This is a genomic window from Cyanobium sp. Aljojuca 7A6, assembly GCF_024346455.1.
In the GTDB taxonomy this organism is placed as follows: Bacteria; Cyanobacteriota; Cyanobacteriia; order PCC-6307; family Cyanobiaceae; genus Cyanobium.
Genome location: NZ_JAGQCY010000004.1, coordinates 94458 through 117709, shown reverse-complemented (window position 1 = coordinate 117709; position 23252 = coordinate 94458). Strand labels below are relative to the sequence as shown.

The 23252-nt window shown below is 69.3% G+C and carries 23 protein-coding genes; 16 read left to right on the top strand and 7 right to left on the bottom strand.

Going from position 1 to position 23252, the window contains the following annotated elements; genetic code table 11:
• The first annotated feature begins 371 nt into the window (after positions 1–371).
• The 6 genes from KBY95_RS05405 (at position 372) to KBY95_RS05380 (ending at position 5625) form a co-directional block, all read left to right on the top strand.
• The gene (locus KBY95_RS05405; RefSeq protein ID WP_254963913.1) at positions 372–875 is read left to right on the top strand and encodes a hypothetical protein; all 504 of its coding nucleotides are present in this window, start codon (positions 372–374) and stop codon (positions 873–875) included.
• Between the two features lie 41 nt (positions 876–916).
• Entirely contained in the window at positions 917–1111 is a 195-nt protein-coding gene (locus KBY95_RS05400) for a hypothetical protein (protein WP_254963911.1), read from the top strand.
• Entirely contained in the window at positions 1108–2118 is a 1011-nt protein-coding gene (locus KBY95_RS05395) for a helix-turn-helix domain-containing protein (RefSeq protein ID WP_254963909.1), read from the top strand. Before KBY95_RS05400 ends, KBY95_RS05395 begins: the two co-directional genes overlap by 4 nt.
• Before the next feature lie 97 nt (positions 2119–2215).
• Complete coding sequence (locus tag KBY95_RS16250; RefSeq protein ID WP_261353491.1) at positions 2216–2857, top strand: hypothetical protein; 642 nt, start codon at positions 2216–2218, stop codon at positions 2855–2857.
• Positions 2858–2925: 68 nt separating this feature from the next.
• On the top strand, positions 2926–4479 hold the full coding sequence (locus tag KBY95_RS05385) for a mechanosensitive ion channel family protein (protein ID WP_254963908.1): 1554 nt from the start codon (positions 2926–2928) through the stop codon (positions 4477–4479).
• Positions 4480–4545: 66 nt separating this feature from the next.
• Positions 4546–5625: a mechanosensitive ion channel family protein gene (locus tag KBY95_RS05380; protein ID WP_254963906.1), complete on the top strand. Its 1080-nt coding sequence runs from the start codon at positions 4546–4548 to the stop codon at positions 5623–5625.
• Here KBY95_RS05380 and KBY95_RS05375 read toward each other — a convergent pair.
• Positions 5606–7123, bottom strand: coding sequence for an apolipoprotein N-acyltransferase (locus KBY95_RS05375; protein WP_254963904.1), 1518 nt, complete (start codon positions 7121–7123; stop codon positions 5606–5608). The genes KBY95_RS05380 and KBY95_RS05375 overlap by 20 nt on opposite strands.
• A 65-nt stretch (positions 7124–7188) precedes the next feature.
• Here KBY95_RS05375 and KBY95_RS05370 point away from each other — a divergent pair, with 65 nt between their 5' ends.
• The 3 genes from KBY95_RS05370 (at position 7189) to KBY95_RS05360 (ending at position 8889) form a co-directional block, all read left to right on the top strand.
• On the top strand, positions 7189–7530 hold the full coding sequence (locus tag KBY95_RS05370) for a phasin family protein (RefSeq protein WP_254963902.1): 342 nt from the start codon (positions 7189–7191) through the stop codon (positions 7528–7530).
• A 38-nt stretch (positions 7531–7568) separates the two neighbouring features.
• Positions 7569–8219 carry an FKBP-type peptidyl-prolyl cis-trans isomerase gene (locus KBY95_RS05365; protein ID WP_254963900.1) on the top strand — a complete coding sequence of 217 codons (651 nt, stop codon included), beginning with the start codon at positions 7569–7571 and terminating at the stop codon, positions 8217–8219.
• Positions 8220–8289: 70 nt separating this feature from the next.
• Positions 8290–8889, top strand: a complete 600-nt coding sequence (locus KBY95_RS05360) for a superoxide dismutase (protein ID WP_254963898.1) — start codon at positions 8290–8292, stop codon at positions 8887–8889.
• On the opposite strand, the gene queA is transcribed toward KBY95_RS05360, so the two are convergent.
• The 5 genes from queA to lipB are packed head-to-tail and all read right to left on the bottom strand — an operon-like array spanning position 8890 to position 14589.
• Positions 8890–10047, bottom strand: coding sequence for a tRNA preQ1(34) S-adenosylmethionine ribosyltransferase-isomerase QueA (gene queA, locus KBY95_RS05355; protein WP_254963896.1), 1158 nt, complete (start codon positions 10045–10047; stop codon positions 8890–8892).
• A gap of 16 nt (positions 10048–10063) precedes the next feature.
• On the bottom strand, positions 10064–11392 hold the full coding sequence (locus KBY95_RS05350) for a dihydrolipoamide acetyltransferase family protein (RefSeq protein WP_254963894.1): 1329 nt from the start codon (positions 11390–11392) through the stop codon (positions 10064–10066).
• Positions 11393–11438: 46 nt separating this feature from the next.
• Positions 11439–11882 (bottom strand): YlqD family protein, encoded by a 444-nt coding sequence (locus tag KBY95_RS05345; protein ID WP_254963892.1) that lies wholly within the window; start codon positions 11880–11882, stop codon positions 11439–11441.
• 58 nt (positions 11883–11940) lie between these two features.
• On the bottom strand, positions 11941–13881 hold the full coding sequence (locus KBY95_RS05340; protein WP_254963891.1) for an AMP-binding protein: 1941 nt from the start codon (positions 13879–13881) through the stop codon (positions 11941–11943).
• A gap of 27 nt (positions 13882–13908) precedes the next feature.
• Complete coding sequence (gene lipB, locus KBY95_RS05335; RefSeq protein WP_254963889.1) at positions 13909–14589, bottom strand: lipoyl(octanoyl) transferase LipB; 681 nt, start codon at positions 14587–14589, stop codon at positions 13909–13911.
• A 63-nt stretch (positions 14590–14652) separates the two neighbouring features.
• Here lipB and hpf point away from each other — a divergent pair, with 63 nt between their 5' ends.
• From hpf to KBY95_RS05300, 7 genes are all read left to right on the top strand, one after another.
• Entirely contained in the window at positions 14653–15240 is a 588-nt protein-coding gene (gene hpf, locus KBY95_RS05330) for a ribosome hibernation-promoting factor, HPF/YfiA family (RefSeq protein WP_254963887.1), read from the top strand.
• Positions 15230–15907, top strand: a complete 678-nt coding sequence (deoC, locus tag KBY95_RS05325) for a deoxyribose-phosphate aldolase (RefSeq protein WP_254963886.1) — start codon at positions 15230–15232, stop codon at positions 15905–15907. Before hpf ends, deoC begins: the two co-directional genes overlap by 11 nt.
• The gene (gene recO, locus KBY95_RS05320; protein ID WP_254963885.1) at positions 15900–16706 is read left to right on the top strand and encodes a DNA repair protein RecO; all 807 of its coding nucleotides are present in this window, start codon (positions 15900–15902) and stop codon (positions 16704–16706) included. Before deoC ends, recO begins: the two co-directional genes overlap by 8 nt.
• A complete protein-coding gene (locus tag KBY95_RS05315; protein WP_254963883.1) occupies positions 16703–18043 on the top strand; it encodes an MFS transporter in 1341 nt (446 codons plus the stop codon). Before recO ends, KBY95_RS05315 begins: the two co-directional genes overlap by 4 nt.
• A 48-nt stretch (positions 18044–18091) precedes the next feature.
• Positions 18092–19279, top strand: coding sequence for a glycosyltransferase family 4 protein (locus tag KBY95_RS05310; RefSeq protein ID WP_254964040.1), 1188 nt, complete (start codon positions 18092–18094; stop codon positions 19277–19279).
• Positions 19280–19425: 146 nt separating this feature from the next.
• Positions 19426–19821, top strand: a complete 396-nt coding sequence (locus KBY95_RS05305; protein WP_254963882.1) for a response regulator transcription factor — start codon at positions 19426–19428, stop codon at positions 19819–19821.
• Positions 19822–19835: 14 nt separating this feature from the next.
• Positions 19836–21320, top strand: a complete 1485-nt coding sequence (locus tag KBY95_RS05300) for a cell wall metabolism sensor histidine kinase WalK (protein WP_254963881.1) — start codon at positions 19836–19838, stop codon at positions 21318–21320.
• Here the strand turns inward: KBY95_RS05300 and KBY95_RS05295 are convergent.
• On the bottom strand, positions 21317–23191 hold the full coding sequence (locus KBY95_RS05295) for a glycosyltransferase family 39 protein (RefSeq protein ID WP_254963879.1): 1875 nt from the start codon (positions 23189–23191) through the stop codon (positions 21317–21319). The two genes, KBY95_RS05300 and KBY95_RS05295, sit on opposite strands and share 4 nt — an antisense overlap.
• Positions 23192–23252: the final 61 nt, after the last annotated feature.

The following is a 23252-nucleotide window of genomic DNA, read 5'->3' as shown; positions in this document are numbered from 1 at the left end:
CGGAGCCAGCTGGTAGTCGCCCGCCTGGGTGCAAGCAGAACGATTTCTTAAACAACGAATCGCGAAGGAAGTAGAAATAGAAATGTTTCTGCTGACTGCTTTCAGGCTTGCTGATGCTGGCAGGGCCGTCGTTATGAAGGCATGCGTGAAGGAGAACCAGAGCAAGTTGTCCGCAAGCTGCGTCGACACCATGCTCTCGGCGGCCGCGGCGCATGGGTTCAACCAGCAAGGTCAGGTAGGCGCGGTACTCCGCCGGCGAACGGGCGCGGCGAAGGAGCAGGTCCTCGTACTCGCTCTTGAGCCGATCGTGGCTCAGGCACTGGTAGGCGGGACCCAGGTGGGGCAGATCGCCTTCCCCGAAGGCCGAGTCGTTGAGCGGCGTGGCTGCTGGCGCCATAGAGGCTGACGGGCATGCCGCTGGCCGCCGCGTTGTTGGGCACGGCGGCGAAGGCGACGACCGCAAGCCCGTCATCACCGAGGGGCGCTTGGTGGCACAGCCAGTCCTCGAGTCGCGGCGCATCGGCGCCATCAGAGATGTGATCCACCGGGATGGCGCTGTCTTTCAGCGGCTGCGGCGAGGCCCATCGATCCTGATGCCAGTTCAGTCGGTGCAGCGGGTTGTCGGGGCTGGGCAGGTGCCGATCCAGCAGATCACCACGCCGGATCGAATCGAGCCGATGACCTTCGGATGGCCAGCCCCGCAAGGGCGGCAGCACCAGCAGATCGGCCAGAAAGAGGAGCACGCCCAGATCGGTGCCGCGCCCATCCACATCCGAGATCACCCGCTGCAGCGATGGCGGCAGGGCCAGGGACTCCCTGAAGGAGAGCATCCCGGCGGAAGTGCGCAGCGCATTCCGGAAGAAGCCGCTATGTGACTCCAGCCCAGTCGCCCAAGGTGGGTCAACTCAATGCCTACGTGGGCGCGGCCTTCCTCACGCCCACCCAGAATCCCAAAATCACCACGATCATCTGTATGAACATCCAGCCAGGTCAGATCCGTCCGGCCGATCCCCAGCTTGTACTCGGCACCTTGGTGGCCAATCCCACCGGCCGGATCGTGCAGTGCGGCGATGCCTCGGTCGAGGTCACGGCGTCGGTCGTCAACGAATGACGGCCACGGCCCCGCTCACGCTGCTGGAGTCACGGGCGGTGGAGGTCAACGACCCCGCCGCCCTGCTCGATCGGGTGGCGCGGAATTTTCCCCTCCATGCCTTCCTGGAGAGTCCCATGAGCGGGGGCTTCTTCCATCGCAGCGGCGTCATCCACATGGGGCAGATCGCGGTGTCCTGCAGCCGCCACTCCCCCCTGGAGATCGGCTTCGACGATTCCCCGATCGCCACCCTGACCCTGCCGCTGTCTGGTGTTGCCGAGGTGGCGAGCGACGGTCAACGGCTGAAGCTCGAGGCCGGGCCGATGGCGGCGTACCTGCCGGGCGCCGCCTTCACGGCCAGCACCGGCACTTTCGAGGAGGTGATGATCTGCCTTGATCGGCGGCGGCTGGCCGAGACGGCCGCCGCCATCGGCGGCTTCGGCGACAGGGCCGGTGGCTGGGCGCCGGCCTTTGTGCGCACCCTGCGGGTGGATGGCAGCGCATCAGCGGAGCAGGCCGAGCTGCTGCGCCATCTCCACCTGGCGCTGCGGATGCTGGAGGCCCCGCTGCTGCAGTCGGTGGGCGGGCTCAGCGCCTCCCAACTCGAGGATCTGCTGTTCCGGCTGGTGGCCGCCATCGTCTGCCCGGACGCGGTGAGGGGGATGGATCGCGCCGACCCCGACCCGCGTCGGGATCACCCCTTCAACGAGCTGCTGGAGTGGATCCGGGCCCATCTGCACACCCCGATCACCCCCACCGAGCTCAGTCGGCGCAGCGCCTACTCCCAGCGCAACCTGCAGTATCTGTTTCAACGCAGGTTCGGCTGCAGCCCCATGCAGTGGGTGAAGCGTCAGCGGCTCAGCGCCGTGCACGCCGATCTGCAACGGGCCCAGCCCGGCGAGACCGTGGCCGCCATCGCCCGCCGCCACGGTTTCGTCCAGCTGTCGTCCTTCGCCGCCAGCTTTCAGCAGCGCTACGGGATCGCTCCCTCCATCCTGCTGCGCCGATCGCGCACCCACACCAGCTGATGCAGCAACGGTGCCACCCATGCGAGGAGCCGTTCGCTACCGACAGGGGCCCCCTCGCAGACTTAGATCAATGTCACCGTTCTCCCTGTGCACGCCGATGTCCACCTCCTTCACCCAGGCGGTAGAGGCCCTCACGGCCCAGGCCCAGACGCTGATCGCCGCCACCACCGCCGAAGTCGACGCCCTGCGCGAGGAACTGGAGCAGGAGCGGCGCTTCCGGCGCCACCTGGAGGCCAACGCCGCCGCCAGGGCCCACGAGGTGGCCGCCCAGCAGGAGGAAGCCCGTCGGGTGCGGGAACGGCTTGAGGCCGATCTGGCCGAAGCCCGGGAGGGCCGGCGCCTGGCCGAAGCGGAGGTGGAACGCTTCCACGAGGCCGTGCGCCAGCAACTGGCCATCGCCGAGCAGGAGCAGGCGGCCCTGGAGGAGGCCGAGCGGGAACGGGACCGCCTGCGCCAGGAGGCCGCCGAACGGCAGTGCCGGATGTTGACGCAGGAGCTGGAGCAGGAGCAACAGGTACGCCTCAGGCTGGAGAGGCGCCTCTCAGGGGTGCGCCAGGCCGTGCTCGATCTGCTGGAACCCCTGGACGAGGAGGGGGGAGGAGCAGACAGCGCTCTGGAACCGGAGGGAAACGCCCCGGAGGGGTATCCGGAGCACTCGGACGGGGCCGCACGTCTCTCGATGCGCAAGATCCTGGTGCCCCGGTCGGCGAGCCAGGACCCCCAGCCGGTCCTCACCTGAGCCCCACCCTGCCGCGGCGCTTCTGGTCGGGTCGCCATCGGGGCCGATGGCTGGCCCTGTCCGCCCTGATGGTCCTGGCCATCTGGGTGGTCGTGCCCCCGTTCGGTAGGGCCCGCTCCCAGGAGCCGATGGAGGCCCAGGCCTTCCTCCAATTGGATGGCAACCGCCTTTTCCCGGTTGCCACTTCGAAGGACTACACGGCTGACCAACGGGTGGAGCGGGCCAACCGGCTGCTGCAGGAGGCGGTGGCGACCGGAAGCCCGGCCAGGATCGGCGTGAAGAAGCTTCACAACCTGCCCGTGATCACCCTCGATGACGCGGTGGTCCTCACGGTGACCCGGCGCGACACGCCGGAGGGCCTGACGGTGCAAGGGCAGGCCGAGCTCTGGCGTCAACATCTGACAACGGCCCTCAACCGGGGGCGACTCGAACGCCAGCCCGGCTATACGGCCCGCATGGTCCCCATCTCCCTGGCGATCCTGGGGGCCACGTTCCTGCTGCAGCGGCTCCTCTGGCTGCTGTGGCGGCGGTACCTGCCCTCAGCCCTCACCCAACCCCTGGTCAGTGAGCCCGGCAGCCGACCGCTGCGGGCCATGGACTGGCTGCTGCACGGGGTGCTGGTGATCCTGCGGCTTGGCCTCTGGGTGGCGGCGATCCTGGTGATCGCCGGTTTCTTTCCGGTCACCCGGTTGCTGATCAGCCGCCTGCTGGAGGCCCTCACCGAGAGCGTGGGCTCCCCTTTCCTGCCCCTGGGGGGTCGCCGCTACTCCGTGCTGGATGCCTTCGTCCTGGTGGCGCTGTTCCTCGTGCTGGTGCGCGGGGTGGCGTTCCTCAAGGGCCTGCTCCAGATCCGCGTCCTGCAGCGCACGGGCATTGAGCCAGGTTCCCAGGAAGCGATCGCCTTCATCCTTCAGTACGGCCTGCTGTTCCTCGGCACGCTGGTGCTGCTGCAGTTGTGGGGCCTCGATCTCACCTCCCTGGCCCTGTTCGCCAGCGTCCTGGGGGTGGGGGTGGGCCTGGGCCTGCAGGGCATCGCCAAGAACCTGATCAGTGGCCTGATCATCATGTTCGAGCGGCCCATCAAGGTGAACGATTTCGTCGAAGTGGGCGACCTGCAGGGCACCGTGACCCGCGTCAATCTGCGCAGCACCGAGGTGGTGACCCTCGACCGCATCTCGATCATCGTTCCCAATGTGGAGTTTCTCGAGTCCCGCGTCGTCAACTGGAGCCACGGCAGTTCGGTGGCCCGGCTACGGATTCCCGTGGGCGTGGCCCACGGAAGTGACCCTCAGGTGGTGCGCCAAGCCCTGCTGCTGGCCTGCCAGGACCTGCCCGACATCCTTGAGACCCCACCAGCCCAGGTGTTCTTCAAGGGCTTCGGGGACAGTTCCCTGGATTTTCTGCTGCTGGTCTGGATCAACCAGCCCCGGCGCCAGTACGAGATTCGCAGCGAACTCAATTTCCGCATCGAAGCCATCCTGCGCCAGTACGACCTGACGATGCCCTTCCCCCAGCGGGATCTGCATCTGCGCAACGAACGCCTCGAGGTGGCCTTCCCCGCCGAGATCAGGGATGCCCTGTTGCACCGGCTGGCCCCATCGCCGCCGGACGGGGCGGACTGAGCTTCGCGGCTGCTACGGCAACTGGGTGATCGCCATCAGGCGATCACAATGGACGGATTTGAAGGGATGGGCCCGATCCTGAACCCATCGCTGCAGGCCGCGGGAGTCGCCCTGCTGATGGCCCTCGCCAGGGTGCTGCTGGGTTCGCTGGCCGTGTGGCTGCTGGTGCGGTTGCTGCGCCGCTGGCTCCGGCGCGCCGTCCCCCGCCCCGACTCCCTGCCCGACGGTCTGATCGCGCCCCTGCTGCTGAACAGCCTGGCGTCGCTCGGCTACCTGGCCATGGTGGTCTGGGGCTGGCGGTCGCTGGTGCGCGGCTGGCAGGTGCTGCGCATCGATCCCGGGCCCGATCGGCTGGTGGAGGGGGCGGCCCTGCTGGTGGCTGTCGTGGTGGTGTTGCGACTGATCAACCGCAGCCTGCTGCTGCTGTTGGAGCGCTCCCTGCAGCGCCTCGGGCGGGAGGAGCAGACCAGCACCCTGCAGGCCCTGGCACCGATGATCCGCGCCCTTTTCTGGGGCCTCGGCAGCCTGGTGTTCCTGCAGCAGCAGGGGGTGCCCCTCGGTGCCATCTATGCCTCCCTGGCCGGAGCCGGCATCGGCCTCGGCCTGGCCCTGCGCGGGCCGCTCAGCCACTTTCTGAGCTACATCACCATCGTCATCGACAAACCTTTCCAGATCGGCGATCTGATTGGTTTTGCCGATGTCCTCGGGCCGGTGGAGCGGGTGGGGATCCGCTCCTCCTCCATCCGCAGCCTGGGCGGCGAGCGGATCGTGATCGGCAACGAGGAACTGCTGCAGAAGACGATCCGCAACTTCGGTGATTTGCCCCGGCGCCGGGTCGCCCACACCCTGCGCCTGTCTGATCAGCTGCCGGCGGAGCAAGCCGCCGCCATTCCTGGACTCGTGGAAGGGGTCGTGCGGGCCCATCCGCCGGCCACGTATGACCGTTGCCACTTCACCCGCTTCACCGACGGCGCCCTGGAATTCCAGTTCGTGTTCTTCGTTCCCGACAGCAACGTGGTGGTGTATCTCAATCTGCAGCAGGCCATCAATCTGGGCCTCCTCCAAGCGTTCCAGGATCAGGGCATCGCCTTCGCCGGCTCTGCCCAGGACCCCTCAGCGCCGCCCCTCAGCGGCCCTCCCGACTGACAGCTCCCGCCCCATCGGGGACCACAGCGGCGATCCAGCGCCAGGCAGCCGCCAGCAGGGCGATCAAGAGCAGGGGGCCTTCTCCCCAGCGGTCGTAGGGGGTGAGCTGGGTGCGTTGCTGCACGGTGAGCACTCCAGTGGCGGGACGGCCGGCGGGCAGCTGCTCCAGCACCCGTCCAGCGGCGTCCACCAGCAGGCTCGGACCCGTGTTGGCGGAGCTGACCAGCCAGCGGCCGGTCTCGATCGCGCGCAACTGCGCCAGGGCGGCAAATTGCCCCTGCAGCTGAAGGGGGTAAGGATCGAGGTTGGCACTGGCCAGCAGCCAGCGGGCCCCCTGGCGGGTGGCAGCGGCCAGGGCCGTCCCATCGGAAAGCTCGTAACAGATGGCCACCGCCACGTCCCCCCCGGGGCGCGCCAACAGCCGGGAGACGGGGCCCGGTTCCACGCCTCCCACGGCCGAGAGGCCGCTCCAACGCCACAGGTCCGCCAGGGGCACCCATTCGCCGAGGGGCACCAGCCGGTGCTTGTCGATCCAACGGTCGGCCTGGCGCTGGCCGGGCTCGAAGCGCAGCAGGCTGCTGCGCAACTCCACGCCTTCGCGGCGGAAGCCGCCGCTGAGCACCTCCACCGGCGCCGCTTGCGGCAACAGCTGCCCGAGGGCCAGGGAGCCCTCCGGCAGCAGCACCCCCTGCAGCGGCGGTTCAGCGCTGGCGGCCCGACGCTGGGCCTGGGCCAGCCGCTGCAGCAGCCGTCGCTGCTGATCGGCCTCGAACTTCTCCCGGGTGGGGATGGCCGGCTGCAGCACCAGCCAGCGCTCGGCCCTGCCACCGGGGGGAACGGAGGCCTGGTCCAACAGGGCCACACCGGCCAGATGGCAGGCGGCCACCAGCAGCAGGGTGATCAACAGCCAGCGGCTGCGGCGGGGGGGCACCGCCAGCAGGGCCCGCCAGAGGCCCCAGCCGATCAGCAGCTGAACCGCGGCCAGCAGCCCGGCGCCCCCCAGGGCCGCCAGACCCGCCAGGGCCCGGTCCCCCGGCAGGGCCGCCGCCCCCAGCCCCAGCCAGAACAGGGGACCACGGGCCAGCAGCACCTCGGCCAGTCCCCACAGGGTCGCCGCCAGCAGTGCCGTGCTGGGCCGTGCGGGCTCGAGCCGGCCCACCAGCACCGTCCAGGACCCCACCAGCAGTCCGGCGGCCAGGCCGATGGCCAGCCACAGCGTCAGGCAGATCGGCAGGCTCAGGGGGCCCGGAACGCCGATCCAGTCGAGGGGGTGGAGCCAGAGCAGCCAGCGGTGGCTCACCAGCACCGCCGCCAGCCCCCACAGCCCGCCGCGCCAGAACCTGAACGGCGCGGTGCCACCGCGACTCGCCGTCAGGGACCAGAGCACGATCAGGGCGGGCCAGAGCAGCCAGGGCCAGCCCACCGGCGGCAGGGCCACCCCCGCCAGGAGCCCGGCGGCCCCGACGATGACCCAGCCGGCACGACGGTCATTGCCCATGGTCAGCTGACGCTGGAGGCGCCAAGGTCGGAAGAGTGACGCTGTTCCTCCAAGGAATCCTTTTCATGGACCAGGGCAATCTGCTGCAGATGCTGTTGCTGCGCGGCCTCGGCACCACTTCGCTGGTGGCCGACCGACTCAAGTACGTCAGCCAGGAATGGGTGAGCAGCGGCCGCCTCGATCCCAACCACGCCTCCGCCCTGGTCGAGGATGTGATGCGCGCCCTGCGGGGCGAGACGCCGGAAGTGGAACAGCAGGCGGAACGCCAGCTGGAGCGCAACCGCGACCAGCTGCTGCAGGATCTGGGCCTGGCCCGCCAGCGGGAGCTGGACGAACTGCGCGGCCGCATCGATCGGCTTGAGCAGGCCCTGCGCCAGCGCCAGAACAGCGGCGAGAGCCCCGACTGATCGCACTGGCAGAATCGCCCCATCCAGGAACTTTCCGCATGCGCGACATCCTGATCAGCTCATTCGTCTGTGTGGCCTGCCTGATGCTGGCCCTGGTGAGCCAGCTGGTGTCCCCTTCCGTGGTGGAGGCGGCGGCGCCGGCCCAGCTAGATGCTGGCGTGCAGCAGGCCCTGGCCAGCTCCGGCCCTGCCCCCACCGCGCCGCAGGCCAGCCCCGCCATAGCGGCGCCACTTGAACTCGATCCCGACGTCCCCAACCCCACCCTGTTCACCATGGCCCCCGATTCCTCCAGCGCCGAACTGGCCTCCAGCGGCGCTTCGGCCCTGGGCGGGGAGCTTGTCTCCCCCACCGAGCGCACCACCCCCAGCGGCCTGCGCATCACCGACCTGACCCTGGGTGAGGGCACCGAAGCCAAGAGCGGCCAGACCGTGGTGGTCAACTACCGCGGCACCCTCACCAGCGGCAAGGAGTTCGACAGCAGCTATGGCCGCGGTCCCTTCAGCTTTCCCCTCGGCGCCGGCCGCGTGATCCGGGGCTGGGACGAGGGCGTGGCGGGGATGAAGGTGGGCGGCAAGCGCAAGCTGGTCATTCCCCCGGATCTGGCCTACGGCGAGCGCGGCGCCGGTGGCGTGATCCCCCCCAACGCCACCCTGGTGTTCGAGGTGGAGCTGCTGGAGATCAAGGGCTGAGCCACGGCCCCCGGGCAGCCGGGATTCGGGTGACGATCGTTACAATGCCGCGTAACCCCAACAGTTTTCCATGGCTCACCAGCTGCCCGAACTGCCCTACGGCCTCGACGCTCTCGAGCCCCACATCTCCCGGCAGACCCTCGAGTTCCACCACGGCAAGCACCACGCCGCCTACGTCACCAACCTCAACAAGCTGATCGAAGGCGGTGACCTTGAAGGCAAGAGCCTTGAAGAGGTGATCCTGGCCGTCGCCGGTGACGCCACCAAGGCCGGGGTGTTCAACAACGCCGCCCAGGTCTGGAACCACAGCTTCTACTGGCAGTGCATCAAGCCCGGTGGCGGCGGCGCCCCCAGCGGAGCTCTGGCCGACAAGATCGCCGCCGATTTCGGCAGCTTCGAGGCCTTCACTGAGCAATTCAAGACCGCCGGTGCCACCCAGTTCGGCAGCGGCTGGGCCTGGCTGGTGGTCGATGGCGGCACCCTCAAGATCACCAAGACCGCCAACGCCGATCTGCCCCTGGCCCATGGGCAGAAGGCCCTGCTCACCATGGATGTCTGGGAGCACGCCTACTACCTCGATTACCAGAACCGTCGTCCCGACTACATGACCACCTACCTCGACAAGCTGGTCAACTGGGACTTCGTGGCCGCGAACCTGGCCGCCGCCTGATCAGGCTCCGCCCGATCCTGCCCCCCGGGGCCGTGCCTCCGACCGCACGGCCCCGGGGGGTATCCACATGGCATCGCCATAGGAGAAGAAGCGGTAGTGACGCTCGATCGCCTCGGCATAGAGGTTCAGCAGTCGGCGCCGCCCCACCAGGGCGCTGACCAGCAACAGCAGGGAGCTGCGCGGCAGGTGGAAATTGGTGAGCAGCCCCTCCACCACAGCGAACCGGAACCCAGGCTGGATCACCAGGTTCACCGGTCCGGCGTGGGGCACCAGCCGACCGTCGTTCAAGGCGGCCACGCCCTCCAGGCTGCGCACGCACGTGGTGCCCACGGCGATCACCCGGCCCCCCCGGGCCCGGCAGGCAGCCACGGCGTCCACCAGATCCACGCCCACCTCCACCCACTCGCTGTGCAGGGTGAGCCGGCTGAGGTCCTCGGTTTCCACAGGGCGGAAGGTGCCCAACCCCACGTGCAAGGTCACGGTGGCCAACCGCACCCCTTTGGCCCGTAGGGCCTCCAGCAGCTCGTCGCTGAGGTGGAGACCGGCCGTGGGGGCCGCCACCGCTCCGGGTTTGGCGGCGTAGCGGGTCTGGTAGCGGCTGTCATCCTGGCCTTCGGCGGGTTCGATGTACGGCGGCAGAGGCATGGAGCCGTAGCGCTCCAGCAGGGGTTCGATCGCGGCCGCATCGGCGCAGCCGGGCGGGAAGCGCACGAACCGGCCACCGCTGTCCGGGTCAATCGCTTCGATCTGCACGGGAAACGGCGGCTCACCCTGGGCCACCACCTCCAGCACCTCGCCAAGCCGCAACCGTTTGGCCGGACGGGCCAGGCAGAGCCACAGACCCTCGCCGCGGGGCTCCACCAGCAGCAACTCCACCGCCCCGCCGCTGGCCCGCCGCGCCGCCAGTCGGGCCCGCAGCACCCGGGTGTCGTTGACCACCAGCAGATCGCCGGGCTCCAGCTCCTCCAGCAGGTCCCACACCGTCAAGTGCCGGGCCCCGGCGGCCCCCGGATCCGCCGCGGCGACGGCGTCGAGCGCCAGCAGGCGAGCCGCATGGCGGGGCTCGACCGGCCGCTGGGCGATCAGCGCCTCCGGCAACACGAACGCGTAGCTGGACAGGAGCCCGTCGGTGGGATCGGGCGCGTTGGTGGGAACCACGGCGGGGCGGCGATCCCTAGAGGGCCAGGCTTTCGGGGCGGTTCTCGATCAGGTCGGCCAGATCCTTGAGGAAGGCGGCGGCATGGGTGCCGTAGATGACGCGGTGATCGGCCGTGAGATTCACCTGCATCTGGCGCCGCACGGCGATCGAACCGTCCTTGAGGGCCACCACCACGGGGCGTGACGCGGCCACCGCCAGGATGGCGCCGGTGCCGGGGGGGAGGATCGCGTCGAAGCGATCGACGCCGAACATGCCCAGGTTGGAGAGGGTGAAGGTGCCGGTGGTGTACTCCTCCGGTTTGAGCTGCTTGGAGCGGGAGCGGGCCACCAGATCGGCCCACTGGCGCGACAGCGCGTAGAGATCGGTGCGGTCGGCATCGGCCAGGACCGGTGTGATCAGGCCGCCGTCATCCATGGCCACCGCCACCGCCACGTTGATGGCGGCCGGATAGGCCATGCCGGCCTCACTGGCCGAGGCGTTCAGCTGGGGGTGGCGGGCCAGGGTCTGGCCGACGGCCTTGGCCAGCAGGGCCGTCATGGTGACGCCCTTGGACTTCACCTGCTTGTAAAAGGCGTCAAGTCGGTCGGTGGTGATCGTGTAGCCGACGTGGAAGCAGGGGACCGCCAGGCTGGCGTTCATGTTGCGGACGACGGCCTGCTGCAGGGTGTTGAAAGCCACCGTCTCACCAGCGCGGCCGAAGGCCTGACCCGCAGGCGCGGCCGGGGCGGCAGCGGCGCCGTTGCCGGCCGCCACCGCCATCGCCGGAGCGGTGCCCTCGGCCACCCGCGGCAGGCTCACCGGTTGGCCGGTGGCCTGCTCCACATCCTCGGCCTGGATCCTGCCGTTGGGTCCGCTGCCCCGCACCGAAGCCAGGGCCACCCCCAGCTGGGCGGCCAGTTTGCGGGCCCGGGGGGTGGCCACCACACGGCCGTCGCCGGCGCTGGCAGGCACCGCGACCGGCAACGGAGCAGCGGGGGCCGGAGCCGGTGGGGGCGAGGCCGGGGCTGGGGTGGGCGTGGCTGCAGCAGGAGTGGGGGCGGCCGGAGCGGGTGCCGCCGCAACCGGTGCCGGTGCCGACGCCTTGGCCACCGCGATCTCAGCTTCGGTTTCCACGATCAGACCGATCGTTTCGCCCACCGGAGCCGTGCTTCCCGCCTCCATCAACACGGCCGCCAGGAAGCCCTCCTGGAAGGCCTCCACATCCATGTCGGCCTTGTCGGACTCAACCACAAGCACCGACTCGCCCCGTTCGACCCGCTCACCGGGTTTCTTGAGCCACTCCACGATCTTGCCCTCCGTCATGGTGGAGCTGAGGGCCGGCATGAAGATTTCGTGGGTGGCCAACGGGGGACTGCCTCTTTGATGGGGGGAATTTTAGGCGGCGGAAGGATCAACCCCCCTCAATCGCCTCAATCACCCCGTCCCGCACCAGCACCGACACCTGCAGCTTCTGCACCAGGTTGTCGCCCACCTGGACATCGCAGAAGCTTTCGATCTGCCCCTGCTCCACCACCTGCTCCATCTCCAGTTCCCGCACCTGGCGCTGCTGCTCCAGCACCTGGCGTTTCTGCTCCTCGAACTCGGCCCGCTTGGCCGCCACCTGCTGCTGCACCGAGCCCACCTGCTCCTGCACCCGGGGATCGAGGGGATTGGCGCTCTGGCGACGGATCTCGTCGACCAGCCGTTGTCCCTCCTGCTCCAGCTGGGCCAGTTGCTGGTCGAAGTTGGTGAGGGCATTGCTGAGCTCACGCTCGGCATCTTCCTTCCAGCGCGGCGTGACCACGGCTCTCACCGTGATCGATCGCTTGATGTTCAGGCTGTTGCCGTCGGCCATGGGACTGCAGGTGCAGGGCTCAGGCTGTCAGGCCACGGGCGATCCGGTCAACCATGGGTCAGCTCTCCCCGTAGAGCGCGGCGATGGCGCCCCGGTCCCGGTCGGCGATGCGATCCCGTCGTTGCTTCAGGGTCTGGGTGAGCAGGCCGTTGTCAATGCTGAAGGGCTCCACCAGGGTCACGCCGCCGAGCCGCTCGTCCGGGCGGGACCCCGGGCGGGCCGCCAGCAGGCGATTGCACTCGCGGGCCAGGGCCCGCAGCAGGGCCGGGTCGGGGCTGGCTTCGGAGCCCGAATAGGGCAGGTTGGCCGCGGCGGCGAACGACTGCAGGGCTTCTGCCTTCGGCACCACAAGGGCTCCGAGCTGCTTGCGATCCTGGCCCACCAGCATCACCTGCTCCACCAGCGGCGAGGCCACCAAGGCCTCCTCCAGGGGTCCGGGCTCGATGTTTTCGCCGCTGCTGAGCACGATCGTGTCCTTGGCCCGGCCCGTCAGCACCAGGGTTCCATCGGCCAGCAAAAGGCCCAGATCGCCGGTGTCGAACCAGCCCTCCCCATCCAGCACCTTGGCCGTGGCCTCGGGCTTGTTGTGGTAGCCCGCCATCACCTGGGGGCCTTTCGCCAGCACCAACCCCCGCTCACCGAGGGCCAGTGGGGCCCGGCTGGCGGGGTCCACCACCTTCAGGCCTGTGTCCGGCAGGGGCAGCCCGGCGCTGCCGCGACGGTTGCTCCAGGGTCTGCGGCAGGCGAGGACCGGGCTGGTCTCGGTGAGCCCATAGCCCACCAGCAACTCGATGCCGACCGCCTCGAAGAAGCCATCGACGTGGATGGCCAGGGCACCGCCACCGCTGATGGCCGTGCGCAGCCGACCCCCCACCAACTGGCCGCGCACCTTCGGCCAGAGCAGGGCCCCGGCCGTCGCGTGCAGCGGCCAGATCAGCAGGGCACCCGCCGCAGCCAGGAGCCGATCGGCCGGGGACTCCTGCTTCAAGGTGAGATCAAGGGCCACACGCTGGCGCCGGTGGAAGGCCCGGCTGGCACCCAGGGCCTTGCGCAGCAGGCGCTGTCGGGAGGGCGGCATGGCCGCCAGGGCGTCCTCGAAGCCGGAGAGCAGGGCCTCCCACAACCGCGGCACACTGATCAGGTACTGGGGGCGCACCGTCTGCAGATCGGAGCGCAACTGCTTGAGGGTGGTGTAGGTCTGGCGGCAGCCGCAGCTCAGCAGGAAGTACTCGGCGGTGCGCTCGTAGGCATGCCAGATCGGCAGCACGGAAAGGGCGTGATCACCCGGGCTCGGGGACACCGCCACCCCGAGGGTGCGCAGCTGGTGCAGCAGGTTGGCATGGCTGAGTGGGACTCCCTTGGGCTGGCCCGTGGTGCCGGAGGTGTACAGCAGCGTGGCCAGCCGCTCGGGCCCCCCCGTGGGGGAAGGCGGCACGGGCCTGGAGGCGCCGAGCGCCAGGAAGGCCTCCCAGGTGAGGCAGGGCAGCGCCACAGGGGCCGTGGGGGCCTCCCCCTCCAGCAGCAGCACGAAGCGGAGTCGCTCCAGGGCCGGTCCATCGAGGGCCAGCCGCTCCAGCAGGGCGGCCGACTCCAGCACCAGACCCACGGCACCGGAGTCTTCGAGGATGTAACGCAACTCCTCGGCCGGAGCCGCGCTGCCGCGTACAGCATTGGCGGCGCCGGCCCGCATCAGCCCCTGGTCGGCCACCAACCAGCGGGGACCGTTTTCCGCGAACAGGGCCACCACGTCGCCGCCGGCCACCCCCAGATCGGCAAAGGCCGCCGCGGCCCGGTCGATCGCCTGGCGCAGCTCGTCGAATCGCAATGTTTCCGGATGGCGGCCATGGGGGGCGTCCAACGCCACCTGGGAGCCATACAGGCGCTCCAGTTCAGGCCAGAGGCCCTCGAGTCCCTTGAGCTGGCTCCAGTCGCGGCGGCCGGCAAGGGCAAGGCGGTCCTGGGCGTTGCCGCCCCAGTGAATCTCGGCTCTGGCGTTCATGGGCAGCCGGCGCGGTGCAAAGCAAGATCAGGATTCTCCCAGTCCTTCTTCCGGCCGCGGCGGCCGCAGGGTCAGACCGAAGCGGCGGGCAAAAGCCGCCAGCAGCAGCGGGGCCACCTGCTCCGAGGTAAGGGAAGGTAACCAGTCCGCCAGCTGTCCCACCGGCCGGCCGGCCAGCCCGCAGGGAACGATCGCCCCGAAGCCCTCCAGGGAGCCGTCTACGTTCAGGGCCAGGCCGTGCTGGCTGATCCAGCGCCGGGCCCCCACCCCGATCGCCGCCAGCTTGCGGCCCTCGAGCCAGACTCCGGTGAGTCCCTCGATGCGCTCTCCCTCCAGCCCGAGGCCCTGCAACACGGCCAGCACCACGTCCTCGAGAGCCCGCAGATAGAGGTGCAGGTCCCCGCCATGACGCTGGAGATCGAGCACCGGGTAAAGGACGAGCTGGCCGGGCCCGTGGTGGGTGACCTCTCCCCCCCGATCGATGCGATAGAGGGGCAGGGGCGGCTGGTCCGGGTCAAAGCCCAGGTGAGACAGGCTGGCCCCCCGGCCCAGGGTGTAGCAGGGGGTGTGCTGCAGCAGCAGCACGGCGTCGGGGGTGGAGGGATCGTCGAGTCGACGACGCTGCAGACGGCGCTGCCAGTCCCAGGCCAGCGGAAAGGGCACCGGGGACTGGGCTTCAAAAAGAATTGCGGGAGTGTTGGGGGCCATGCACCTGTGTTCCTAGCCTGGGGGAGCCCCAGAGCCAGAATTCCTCTGGAGGCGAGCACCCGAATGAAACTGCTGATCCACGGCCGCAACCTCGACGTCACACCAGCGATCAGGGAGTACACCGAAGCCAAGCTCAACCGCGCCATCAGTCACTTCGATGGCCTCGTCAAGGAAGCCGATGTGCATCTGTCGGTGGCCCGCAACCCCAGGGTTCCGCAGCAGACAGCCGAAGTCACCGTTTTCGCCAACGGCGTGGTGATCCGGGCCCAGGAACGCAGCGAGAACCTGTACGCCAGCATCGACCTGGTGGCCACCAAGCTGAGCCGTCAGCTGACCCGCTACAAGGACCGCCTCCAGGAGCGCACCCAGGGACCCGTGCACCGCTCAGCCGCCGCGGAAGAGGCCGGAGCGGCCACGCTTCCCAATCCCGGCGACTCCCTGACCGAGGGGCTTGAACCCGCCGTGCCGCATCGGGGCGTGCGCCGCAAGTACTTCGCCATGCCGTCGATGGACCTGGAGGAAGCCCTGCATCAGCTGGATCTGATCGACCACGACTTCTACGTGTTCCGGGATGCGGCCACGGGCCAGATCCAGGTGGTCTACCGACGCAACCACGGTGGCTTCGGCGTCATCCAGGCCCGTGACACCTAAGCGGGAGCAGGAACGGCCCGATCTCGCGCCCCTGATCGATCACGCGCTCCTGGACCCCCACCAAGGCCAGGAGGCGATCTTCCGCTGCTGCGATGAGGCCCGCCATTTCGGCTTCGCCGGCGTGTGCCTGGCCTCGCGTTGGCTACCGCTGGCCCGCGAACGGTTGCCGGTCGAAGGGGCAGTGAAACTGATCGCCGTGGTGGGGTTTCCCTTCGGAGCCATCCCCGCAGCGATCAAACGGGCCGAGGCGGAGTGGGCCGCCGCCGCCGGTGCCGATGAGCTGGACGTGGTGCCGGATTTCGGCGCCCTCGCCGATGGCGACGGCAGCGCCGTGCTCGATGACCTGGCGGCCATCACCGACCTGGGCCTGCCGGTGAAGGTGATCCTGGAGGTGGGCCGCCTCGATCCGGAAGCCCTGGCCCTGCTGGTGGAGATCAGCATCGACGCCGGCGTGCGCTACCTCAAGACCGGCAGCGGCTTCGGTCCTCCGGTGACGACCGACCAGGTAGGCCAGCTGGTGGCTCTGGCCAGGGGCCGGGCCGCGGTCAAGGCCTCCGGCGGCATTGCCGATCTGGAGCAGGCGCTCGCCCTGGTGGCCGCCGGGGCCAGCCGCCTGGGTACGAGCCGAGGCGTGGCCCTGATGCAGGCCCTGCGCGCCGGTGCCTGAACGCCAGCTTGAGGGCCTGGCGCTCACCTGTCGCCCCCTGGGGGAACACGACCGGCTGCTCACCCTGCTCAGCGAGGGCGAAGGTCTGACCCGGCTGGCGGTGCCGGGCGCACGGCGGCCGAAAAGCAGCCTGGCCGCCGCCGTGCCCCTGGCCCACCTGTTTCTCCAGGTGGGCGACCGCAGCGGCCTCGGGCGGGTCAGGCAGCTGCGGATGCTGCGCAATTACAGCGGCCTGGCCCAGCGGCTGGAGACCCTGGCCGCCGCCCAGGCCCTGGCCGAGCTGTGCCTGAAACTCGTGCCCAGTGAGGCGCCTGCCCCGGGGGTGCTCGCCGACCTGCTGCTCCAGCTCGGGCGGCTGGAGGCGGTGGTGACGGATCGCGCCGATCGGGCCGAGGCCCTGGCGGTGGCCGTGCAGGGAAGCGTCCACCTGCTGGCCCTGGGGGGCTTCGCCCTGCCGCTGCAGCATTGCATCCGCAGTGGCGCTCCGCTGCTGCCGCCGATCGGTGACTGGGACTGGCGCTGCAGCCTGCTGCCCAACGAGGGACTGGCGATCGGTGCGATCCCCGGTGCCCGGGTGATGCTCAACCCTTCCGAACTGGCCCTGCTGCAAAGGCTGACGCGCCCTGCTCCCCCACGCCGCCATGACGGGCAGCTGATGGGGCCGGAAGCGGTATGGCTGCACCTTCTGGATCTGGTGGAGTCGTGGTGCGGCGAGCATCTCGGTCAGAGACCGCGAGCCTTCAGACTGCTGCGGACCGCCTGCGATTCGATGCCCTCCCAACCGTCCGAGCCAGCATGAGCCCGAGCGGCAAGACCGAGAGGGGGCTGGCCGGAGTCCTCGCCCTGCCGGGGTTCCGGCGTCTCTGGATCGGCCAGGTGTTCTCCCAGCTGGCGGACAAGTTCTACATCGTGCTGATGGTGTTCCTGATCGCCCAGTACTGGGTGACGGACACCCCCCAGAGCAACGAAGCGCTTGCCGAGGCGGCCGCGGCCTTCCGGATGAGCTTCGAGACCCGGGCCCAGATGATCACCCTGCTGGCCACAGGGATTTACGTGGCGAACACCGTGCCGGCCATGCTTCTGGGCACGGTGGCCGGCGTCTGGGCTGACCGCTGGCCGAAGCGCACCGTGATGGTGGCCTCCAACGGCCTGCGCGCCGGACTGGTGATGCTCGCCCCCCTGTGCCTGCTGCCAGGGCCAATGTGGCTGGGGCTCAGCTGGGGCTACTGGGCCCTGGTGCTGATGACGTTCTTCGAGTCGGTGCTGACCCAGTTTTTCGCCCCGGCCGAGCAGGCGGCGATCCCCCTGCTGGTGAATTACAACCAGCTGCTCGCCGCCAACTCGGTGTATCAGGCCACCAGCATGGCCGCCACCATCGTCGGTTTCGCCCTCGGCGATCCGATCCTGCGCCTGCTGCGCACCCTGCTCGCCCAGGTGGGCATCCCGGGCGGGGAATTCGTGCTGCTGCCGCTCTGCTACGGCGCCGCGGCCGTGGCCATCGCCGGGATCGAGATCCCGGAACCGCCGCGGCTGCCCCGCACCATCTCCGTGTGGGAAGAGATCGGCGAAGGAGTGCAGGTGCTGCGGGAGCGGCCCAAGGTGCGCAGCGCCATGATCCAGCTGGTGCTGCTCTACAGCCTGTTGGCGGCCCTCTATGTACTGGCGATCAGCCTCGCGGCCGAGATCGGCGGGCTCGGTCCCACCCGTTTCGGGGTTTTGCTGGCCATGAGCGGGCTGGGACTGGCCGTCGGGGCCCTGGCCATGGCCCAGCTGGGTGAACGCTTCAGCCGGCGTGCCCTGGCCAGTGCGGGACTGGGGACCATCGCCTGGTGCCTGGTGCTGCTCGGCCAGCTGCGCGGAAATCTGGTCTTCACCCTGCTGCTCTGCGGCCTGCTGGGGGTGGGCGCCGCCCTGCTGGCGATCCCCGCCCAGACCACGATCCAGGAAGACACTCCGGAAAACCAGCGGGGTCGGGTGTTCGGCCTGCAGAACAACCTGATCAACATCGCCCTCAGCCTTCCCCTGGTTTTGGCGGGCACCGTGGTGAGCCGCTACGGGCTGCTGCCGGTGCTGTGGGGGCTGGCGGCCATCGCGGCCGTCGCCGCCCTGAGTGAACGCCCCTGGCGGAACAGCTGAAGGCTGGCCCAACGCTGCTAAATTCGGCTGTTGCGTAAGGCCATACAGGTGATGCACATTGCCTGGTTGGGCAAGAAATCCCCGTTCTGCGGCAACGTCACCTACGGCTTGAGCACCACCGAAGCCCTCCGGCAGCGAGGCCATTCGGTGAGCTTCATCCACTTCGACACGCCCACTCCCTCCCTGGGCAGGCCGGAAGCGGGGGCGGGTGAGCCCACCGTGCTCGGGCGGCCAGACGACAACCCTGAGGTGGCCCTCCCCTACCTCGTGAAGTCGCAGGTGTACACGATCCCCTCCCCAGGGGCCCAGCGGGAGTTGCGGGAGTCCCTGGAGCGGCAGCGGCCCGATCTGGTGCACGCCAGCCTCACCCTCTCCCCCCTCGACTTCCGGTTGCCCGACCTCTGTCAGCAGCTGGGGCTCCCCTTGGTGGCCACCTTCCATCCCCCGTTCGACGCCGGGCTGCGCAACCTGACGGCGGGCACCCAGCAGCTGACCTACCAGCTTTACGCGCCCTCCCTGGCGAAATTTGATCGGGTGATCGTGTTCTCCGAGCTGCAGGCGGAGGTGCTGGTGCGCCTGGGGGTGCGTCGGGAGCGGCTGGCGGTGATCCCCAACGGTGTGGACACCGACGCCTGGACGCCGGCCGCCCCAGCCAGCGAACCCGAACTGGCCCAACTGCGGCTGAGGGTGGGCGGCCGGCGCGTGTTCCTGTACATGGGCCGGGTGGCCACAGAAAAAAATGTCGAGGCCCTGCTGAAGGCCTGGCGGCTCGTGCGTCCCGAGGGTTGTGTGCTCGTCATCGTGGGGGATGGCCCCCTGCGCTCCTCCCTCCAGAGCGGCACCGAAGCCGACGTGATCTGGTGGGGCTACGAGGCCAGCCGAGCCCGGCGGGTGGCCCTGCTGCAACTGGCTGAGGTCTTTCTGCTGCCATCGCTGGTGGAGGGCCTCTCCCTGGCCCTGCTCGAGGCCATGGCCTGCGGCACCGCCTGCGTGGCCACCGATGCTGGGGCCGATGGAGAAGTGCTGGAGGGTGGTGCGGGGATCGTGATCAGCACCCAGGGCGTCACCACCCAGTTGCGCACCCTGCTGCCGGTGCTGCGGGACCAGCCGGTCCTGACGGCCGAACTGGGACGACGGGCCCGCAACAGAGCCTTGGAGCGCTACACCCTGACAGGCAACATCGACGCTCTCGAGAAGCTCTACCAGGAGCTCTGTCCCCAACCAGTGGCCGCATGATCTGGCCTTACTCAGCCACTTTTAAGCCCTGCCGATTGGCTCAGATCGGGTCAAAATGAAGCACGGTTCCAAGCTCCATGCACTCACCTCTCCCCCTTCGGGAACGGTCCTCACAGCGGGCGATCGTCCCCACCGCCACCCAGGTCATGACCTGCCCTGAAAGACCCACGGTTTCGATCGTGGACGATGACCCCAACATCCGGGCCATGGTGGCCGAGGAGCTGGTGGACTCCGGCTGCGAGGTCCTTTCCCTTGCGAACGGCCTGGCCCTTGAGAAGGTGCTGGGTGAAGGGGGGATCGACCTCGTCATTCTCGACGTGCAGATGCCCGATTGCGACGGCATTGAATGCCTGCGTGACCTGCGCGCCCACGGTTTCACTGTGCCGGTGGTCATTTTCACCTCCCTGAACGACCCCGAACGGCGCCGGCAGGCCCAGGAGGCCGGCGCCGACGACTACGTGCTAAAGCACGAACTTCTCGACAGGCTGCCCGACCTGCTGGAGCGGCTCCTGCCCAAAAGGACCGAGAACCGCCACCTTTGACAACCCAGCCACCCATGGCCCCCCAGGCTGGAACACCTCCCCATGGCTGGCGTCAACGCCTGTTCGGCAGCCTGCTTGGCCAGCTGAGGCTGGCGGCCTTCACAACGGTCTTCCTGGGATTCACCGCCGCCTCCGCCTTCACCGTGCTGATCAATCAGCAGTGTCTGCTGCGTCAGCAGCAGGCGGGGCAGCGGCAGGCCGCGACCACCCTGACCGCCTGGCTCGATCAGATCGGCAGCGATCCATCCCTGGCCAACACCGACCAACTGCGCCAGGAACTGAATCGTCGCAGTGTCACAGAGCGTCTGTTCTGGGTGGAGCGAAGTGATGGTTCCCTGCTGCTGCCGGCGGCGGCGTCCAGCGAGGCGACGGCCTCGCCCCGCCTCGTTGAACTGTCCATGGCGTCCTACCAGGACTCCTGGTCCCGGCAGTCCTTCACCCCCCTGCTGGTCGGCACGAATCACCGGCTGGTGAAGGACCTGGAGGGCAACAGTTATCTGACCCACCCCCTGCATCGCTCCGCCGACGGCAGCCAGCTCTGGGTGGCCGAAGACGTCAGCACCAACATCGCCACCTTCCGCACCATCCTGCTGGCTGTGGCCGGGGTCTGGATCCTGTGCCTGGTGCTGACGTCGGTGGCGATCTCGATCCTGACGCGCCGCATCCTCCAGCCCCTGCAGGATCTGCATCGCATGGCGGCCGGGGTCACCTCCGAAAGCCTGGCCAGCAGCCACCTCAAGCTGGATCAGGCCCCCCTCGAGGTGGAGGAACTGGCTGGTTCCTTCAATGACCTTCTGGATCGTCTGGCTCTGGCCTGGAGCCAGCAGCGTCATTTTGTGGGGCTGGTCTCCCACGAGCTGCGCAACCCGCTGATGATCATCGGTGGCTACCTGCGCCGGCTGCAGCGCCGCGGCCAGAACCTGGATCCGGAGCAGATGCGGGCCCTGGCCACCACCGAGGCCGAGACCCACCGGATCACCCGCATGCTCAACGACCTGCTGGACCTCTCCCGCAGCGAATCCGGCCAGTTGCAGATGGTCCTGGCTCCGGTGGCGGTGGATGAAGTGCTCACCACCGCCTGCGACCTCGCCCGCAGCCAGCTCTCAAGGCCCCTGCTGCTCACCCTGCCCAAGGAGGCCGCCGAGGGGCCGATCAAGGCCGTGGCGGAAACCGATCGCCTGCAGCAGGTGCTTCTCAACCTGATCGAGAACGCCGACAAGTATTCGCCACCGGGCCGACCGATCTGCCTCGACCTGTCCCAGGACGCGGGGAAGTTGTGCATCAGCGTCCAGGACCAGGGCATCGGCATTTCCCCGGAGGACATCCCCAAGGTGTTCGATCGCTTCCACCGCGGTCGCAATGCCATCGAGCACGAGCGGGGCTCGGGCCTCGGCCTGTCGGTGGTGAAGCTGCTGGTGGAGGCGATGGGGGGCTCCATCAACGTCGAAAGCGAAATCGCTGTCGGCAGCCGCTTTCACATCCACCTGCCGGCGGCCTAGTAACGCTCCGGCCGGGGCGCCTGCCAGTCGGAAGCGAAGCCGTTCCGCCGCAGCTCCGCGACAGAAGCCTCAAGGCGACGGCGGTCGAGGCGCCAGAGCCGGTACACCCCGGCACGGTCAATCTCGGTGGCGCCCAGGTGGCGCCAGAAGGGAGCGCGAGCGGTGGTCTGGTCGATGACCACCAGCACGGTGGGCTGGGCGTCCGGGGTGCTGGGCTGCTGGCCCGCCCGGCGCTCCAGGCGCAGCCTCTCCGCCAGGTTGATGGGACCCTCCACGCCGATGCCCTCGTAGATCACCACCCGCCGTCCGTAATAGTGCAGCGAGGGCTTGAGGACGCCCACCATCGCCACGGACTCCCCGGGACGGCCCTCGCGGTGCAGCGCCGCCGCCATCTGGCGCACGGGCCCGCCCCGCAGGCGATCACCCACGCTCCACAACGGAATCAGGGCGGTGGGGACGAACAGCACCAGCGGCAGCTGCAGGGCCAGCAAGCGCAGGGGGGGGCGACGGCGGCGGAAGATCCAGCCCAGCAGGCCCGCCAACAACCAGAAGGCGGCCACCAAGGGGATGAACGGGCTGCCGTCGAGCGTCGCCGCCAGGGTGGGCATTTCCGGATCGTTGATCAGGGGCAGCCACAGGGGAGCCAGCAGGAACGCCACTCCCAGGCCCGTCACCAGCAACAGGCTCAGGTCCCAGGCCCAGCGCTCCCAGGGCCGGCCACCTCCACCGCCGCCAGCACCGGCCCAGGCCGTCTGGGCCGCCAGGGCGATCAGCAGGGCGGCGGCGGGCGTGGCAGGCAGCCAGTAGCTCGGCAGCTTGGTGGCGGCGGCGGTGAAGAACAGCAGCACCGCCAGGAGCCAGCAGGCGGCAAAGCGGGCCAGGGAGGCGGCGGGCGGCTGTGGCCGCGTGGGGCACCAGGACAGGCGCAGCGGGCCGATGGCCCGGGCCAGGCCCAGCAGCAGCAGCGGGGTCACCGGCAGGCTGGCCACCACCATCACCGGCAGAAAGAACCACCACGGCTGCAGGTGGTGGTTGACCACCTCGGTGAAGCGCTGCAGGTTGTGATAGCCGAAGAAGCTCTCCCAGAAGGGTCGGCCTTCGCTGTGGAGCGCCAGGAGATACCAGGGCAGGGCCACCAGGGCGGTGAGCATCAGGCCCCGCAGGGGGCGCAGCCGGCGCCAGAGCCCACCGAGATCGGCCTGGAGCCAGCCGAACAGCAGCAGGGTGATCCCCAGCAACACCACCGCCACCGGCCCCTTGGCCAGCACGGCCAGCCCCAGCACGGGCCACGGCAGCCACCAGCGCCGCGCCGGGTCGGCATAGGCCTGCCAGCAGAGCAGCAGGGAGAGGGCCACCAGGCCACTGAACAGGGAATCACTCACGGCCGTGCGGCCCCAGGCCAGCATCAGGGGCGAGAGGCCGAAGGCCAGGGCAGCGGTGACGGCCGTCAGCCCGGGGCGCAGGGCCGAGGGCCCTGGCCCCTGGGGGGAGAGGGGCGGGGCAGCGAAGGGTGGCTGGGGCCAGCGCAGCAGTGTGTCGGCCAGGGCCAGCATCACCCCGATGGCGGCCAGGGCGGAGGGGAACCGGGCGGCCCAGGTGCCCAGCGGATTCCACTGCTCCTGGCCGGGCAGGGCGTAGACGAGCCCCATCAGCCAGTAGACCAGCGGAGGCTTGTCGTAGCGAGGCAGTCCGTTGACCCGGGGGATCAGCCAGTCGCCCGTTTCCGCCATGGCCCGCGCCGAGGCCGCGAACAGCGGCGGCGTTTCATCCACCAGACCCGTGCTGCCCAGCTGCCAGGCATAAAGGGCCAGGCCCAGCAGCAAGGTGATCAGCAGCAAGCGGCGGCGCTGGGGGCTGGGCAGGGCGGTCAAACCGGCTGGGCGAACCGCAGGGAACCTATCGCTCCCCACCGTCCTGGTCCTGTGTCCCCCC

Coding starts and splice junctions, on each gene's coding strand:
- KBY95_RS05380 (WP_254963906.1), top strand. CDS start 4,546: ATGGGCCCGATCCTGAACCCATCGCTGCAGGCCGCGGGAGTCGCCCTG.
- KBY95_RS05385 (WP_254963908.1), top strand. CDS start 2,926: ATGGTCCTGGCCATCTGGGTGGTCGTGCCCCCGTTCGGTAGGGCCCGC.
- KBY95_RS05345 (WP_254963892.1), bottom strand. CDS start 11,882: ATGGCCGACGGCAACAGCCTGAACATCAAGCGATCGATCACGGTGAGA.
- KBY95_RS16250 (WP_261353491.1), top strand. CDS start 2,216: ATGTCCACCTCCTTCACCCAGGCGGTAGAGGCCCTCACGGCCCAGGCC.
- KBY95_RS05300 (WP_254963881.1), top strand. CDS start 19,836: ATGGCCCCCCAGGCTGGAACACCTCCCCATGGCTGGCGTCAACGCCTG.
- KBY95_RS05360 (WP_254963898.1), top strand. CDS start 8,290: ATGGCTCACCAGCTGCCCGAACTGCCCTACGGCCTCGACGCTCTCGAG.
- KBY95_RS05365 (WP_254963900.1), top strand. CDS start 7,569: ATGCGCGACATCCTGATCAGCTCATTCGTCTGTGTGGCCTGCCTGATG.
- KBY95_RS05370 (WP_254963902.1), top strand. CDS start 7,189: ATGGACCAGGGCAATCTGCTGCAGATGCTGTTGCTGCGCGGCCTCGGC.
- KBY95_RS05395 (WP_254963909.1), top strand. CDS start 1,108: ATGACGGCCACGGCCCCGCTCACGCTGCTGGAGTCACGGGCGGTGGAG.
- KBY95_RS05315 (WP_254963883.1), top strand. CDS start 16,703: ATGAGCCCGAGCGGCAAGACCGAGAGGGGGCTGGCCGGAGTCCTCGCC.
- hpf (WP_254963887.1), top strand. CDS start 14,653: ATGAAACTGCTGATCCACGGCCGCAACCTCGACGTCACACCAGCGATC.
- KBY95_RS05375 (WP_254963904.1), bottom strand. CDS start 7,123: ATGGGCAATGACCGTCGTGCCGGCTGGGTCATCGTCGGGGCCGCCGGG.
- KBY95_RS05305 (WP_254963882.1), top strand. CDS start 19,426: ATGACCTGCCCTGAAAGACCCACGGTTTCGATCGTGGACGATGACCCC.
- KBY95_RS05340 (WP_254963891.1), bottom strand. CDS start 13,881: ATGAACGCCAGAGCCGAGATTCACTGGGGCGGCAACGCCCAGGACCGC.
- lipB (WP_254963889.1), bottom strand. CDS start 14,589: ATGGCCCCCAACACTCCCGCAATTCTTTTTGAAGCCCAGTCCCCGGTG.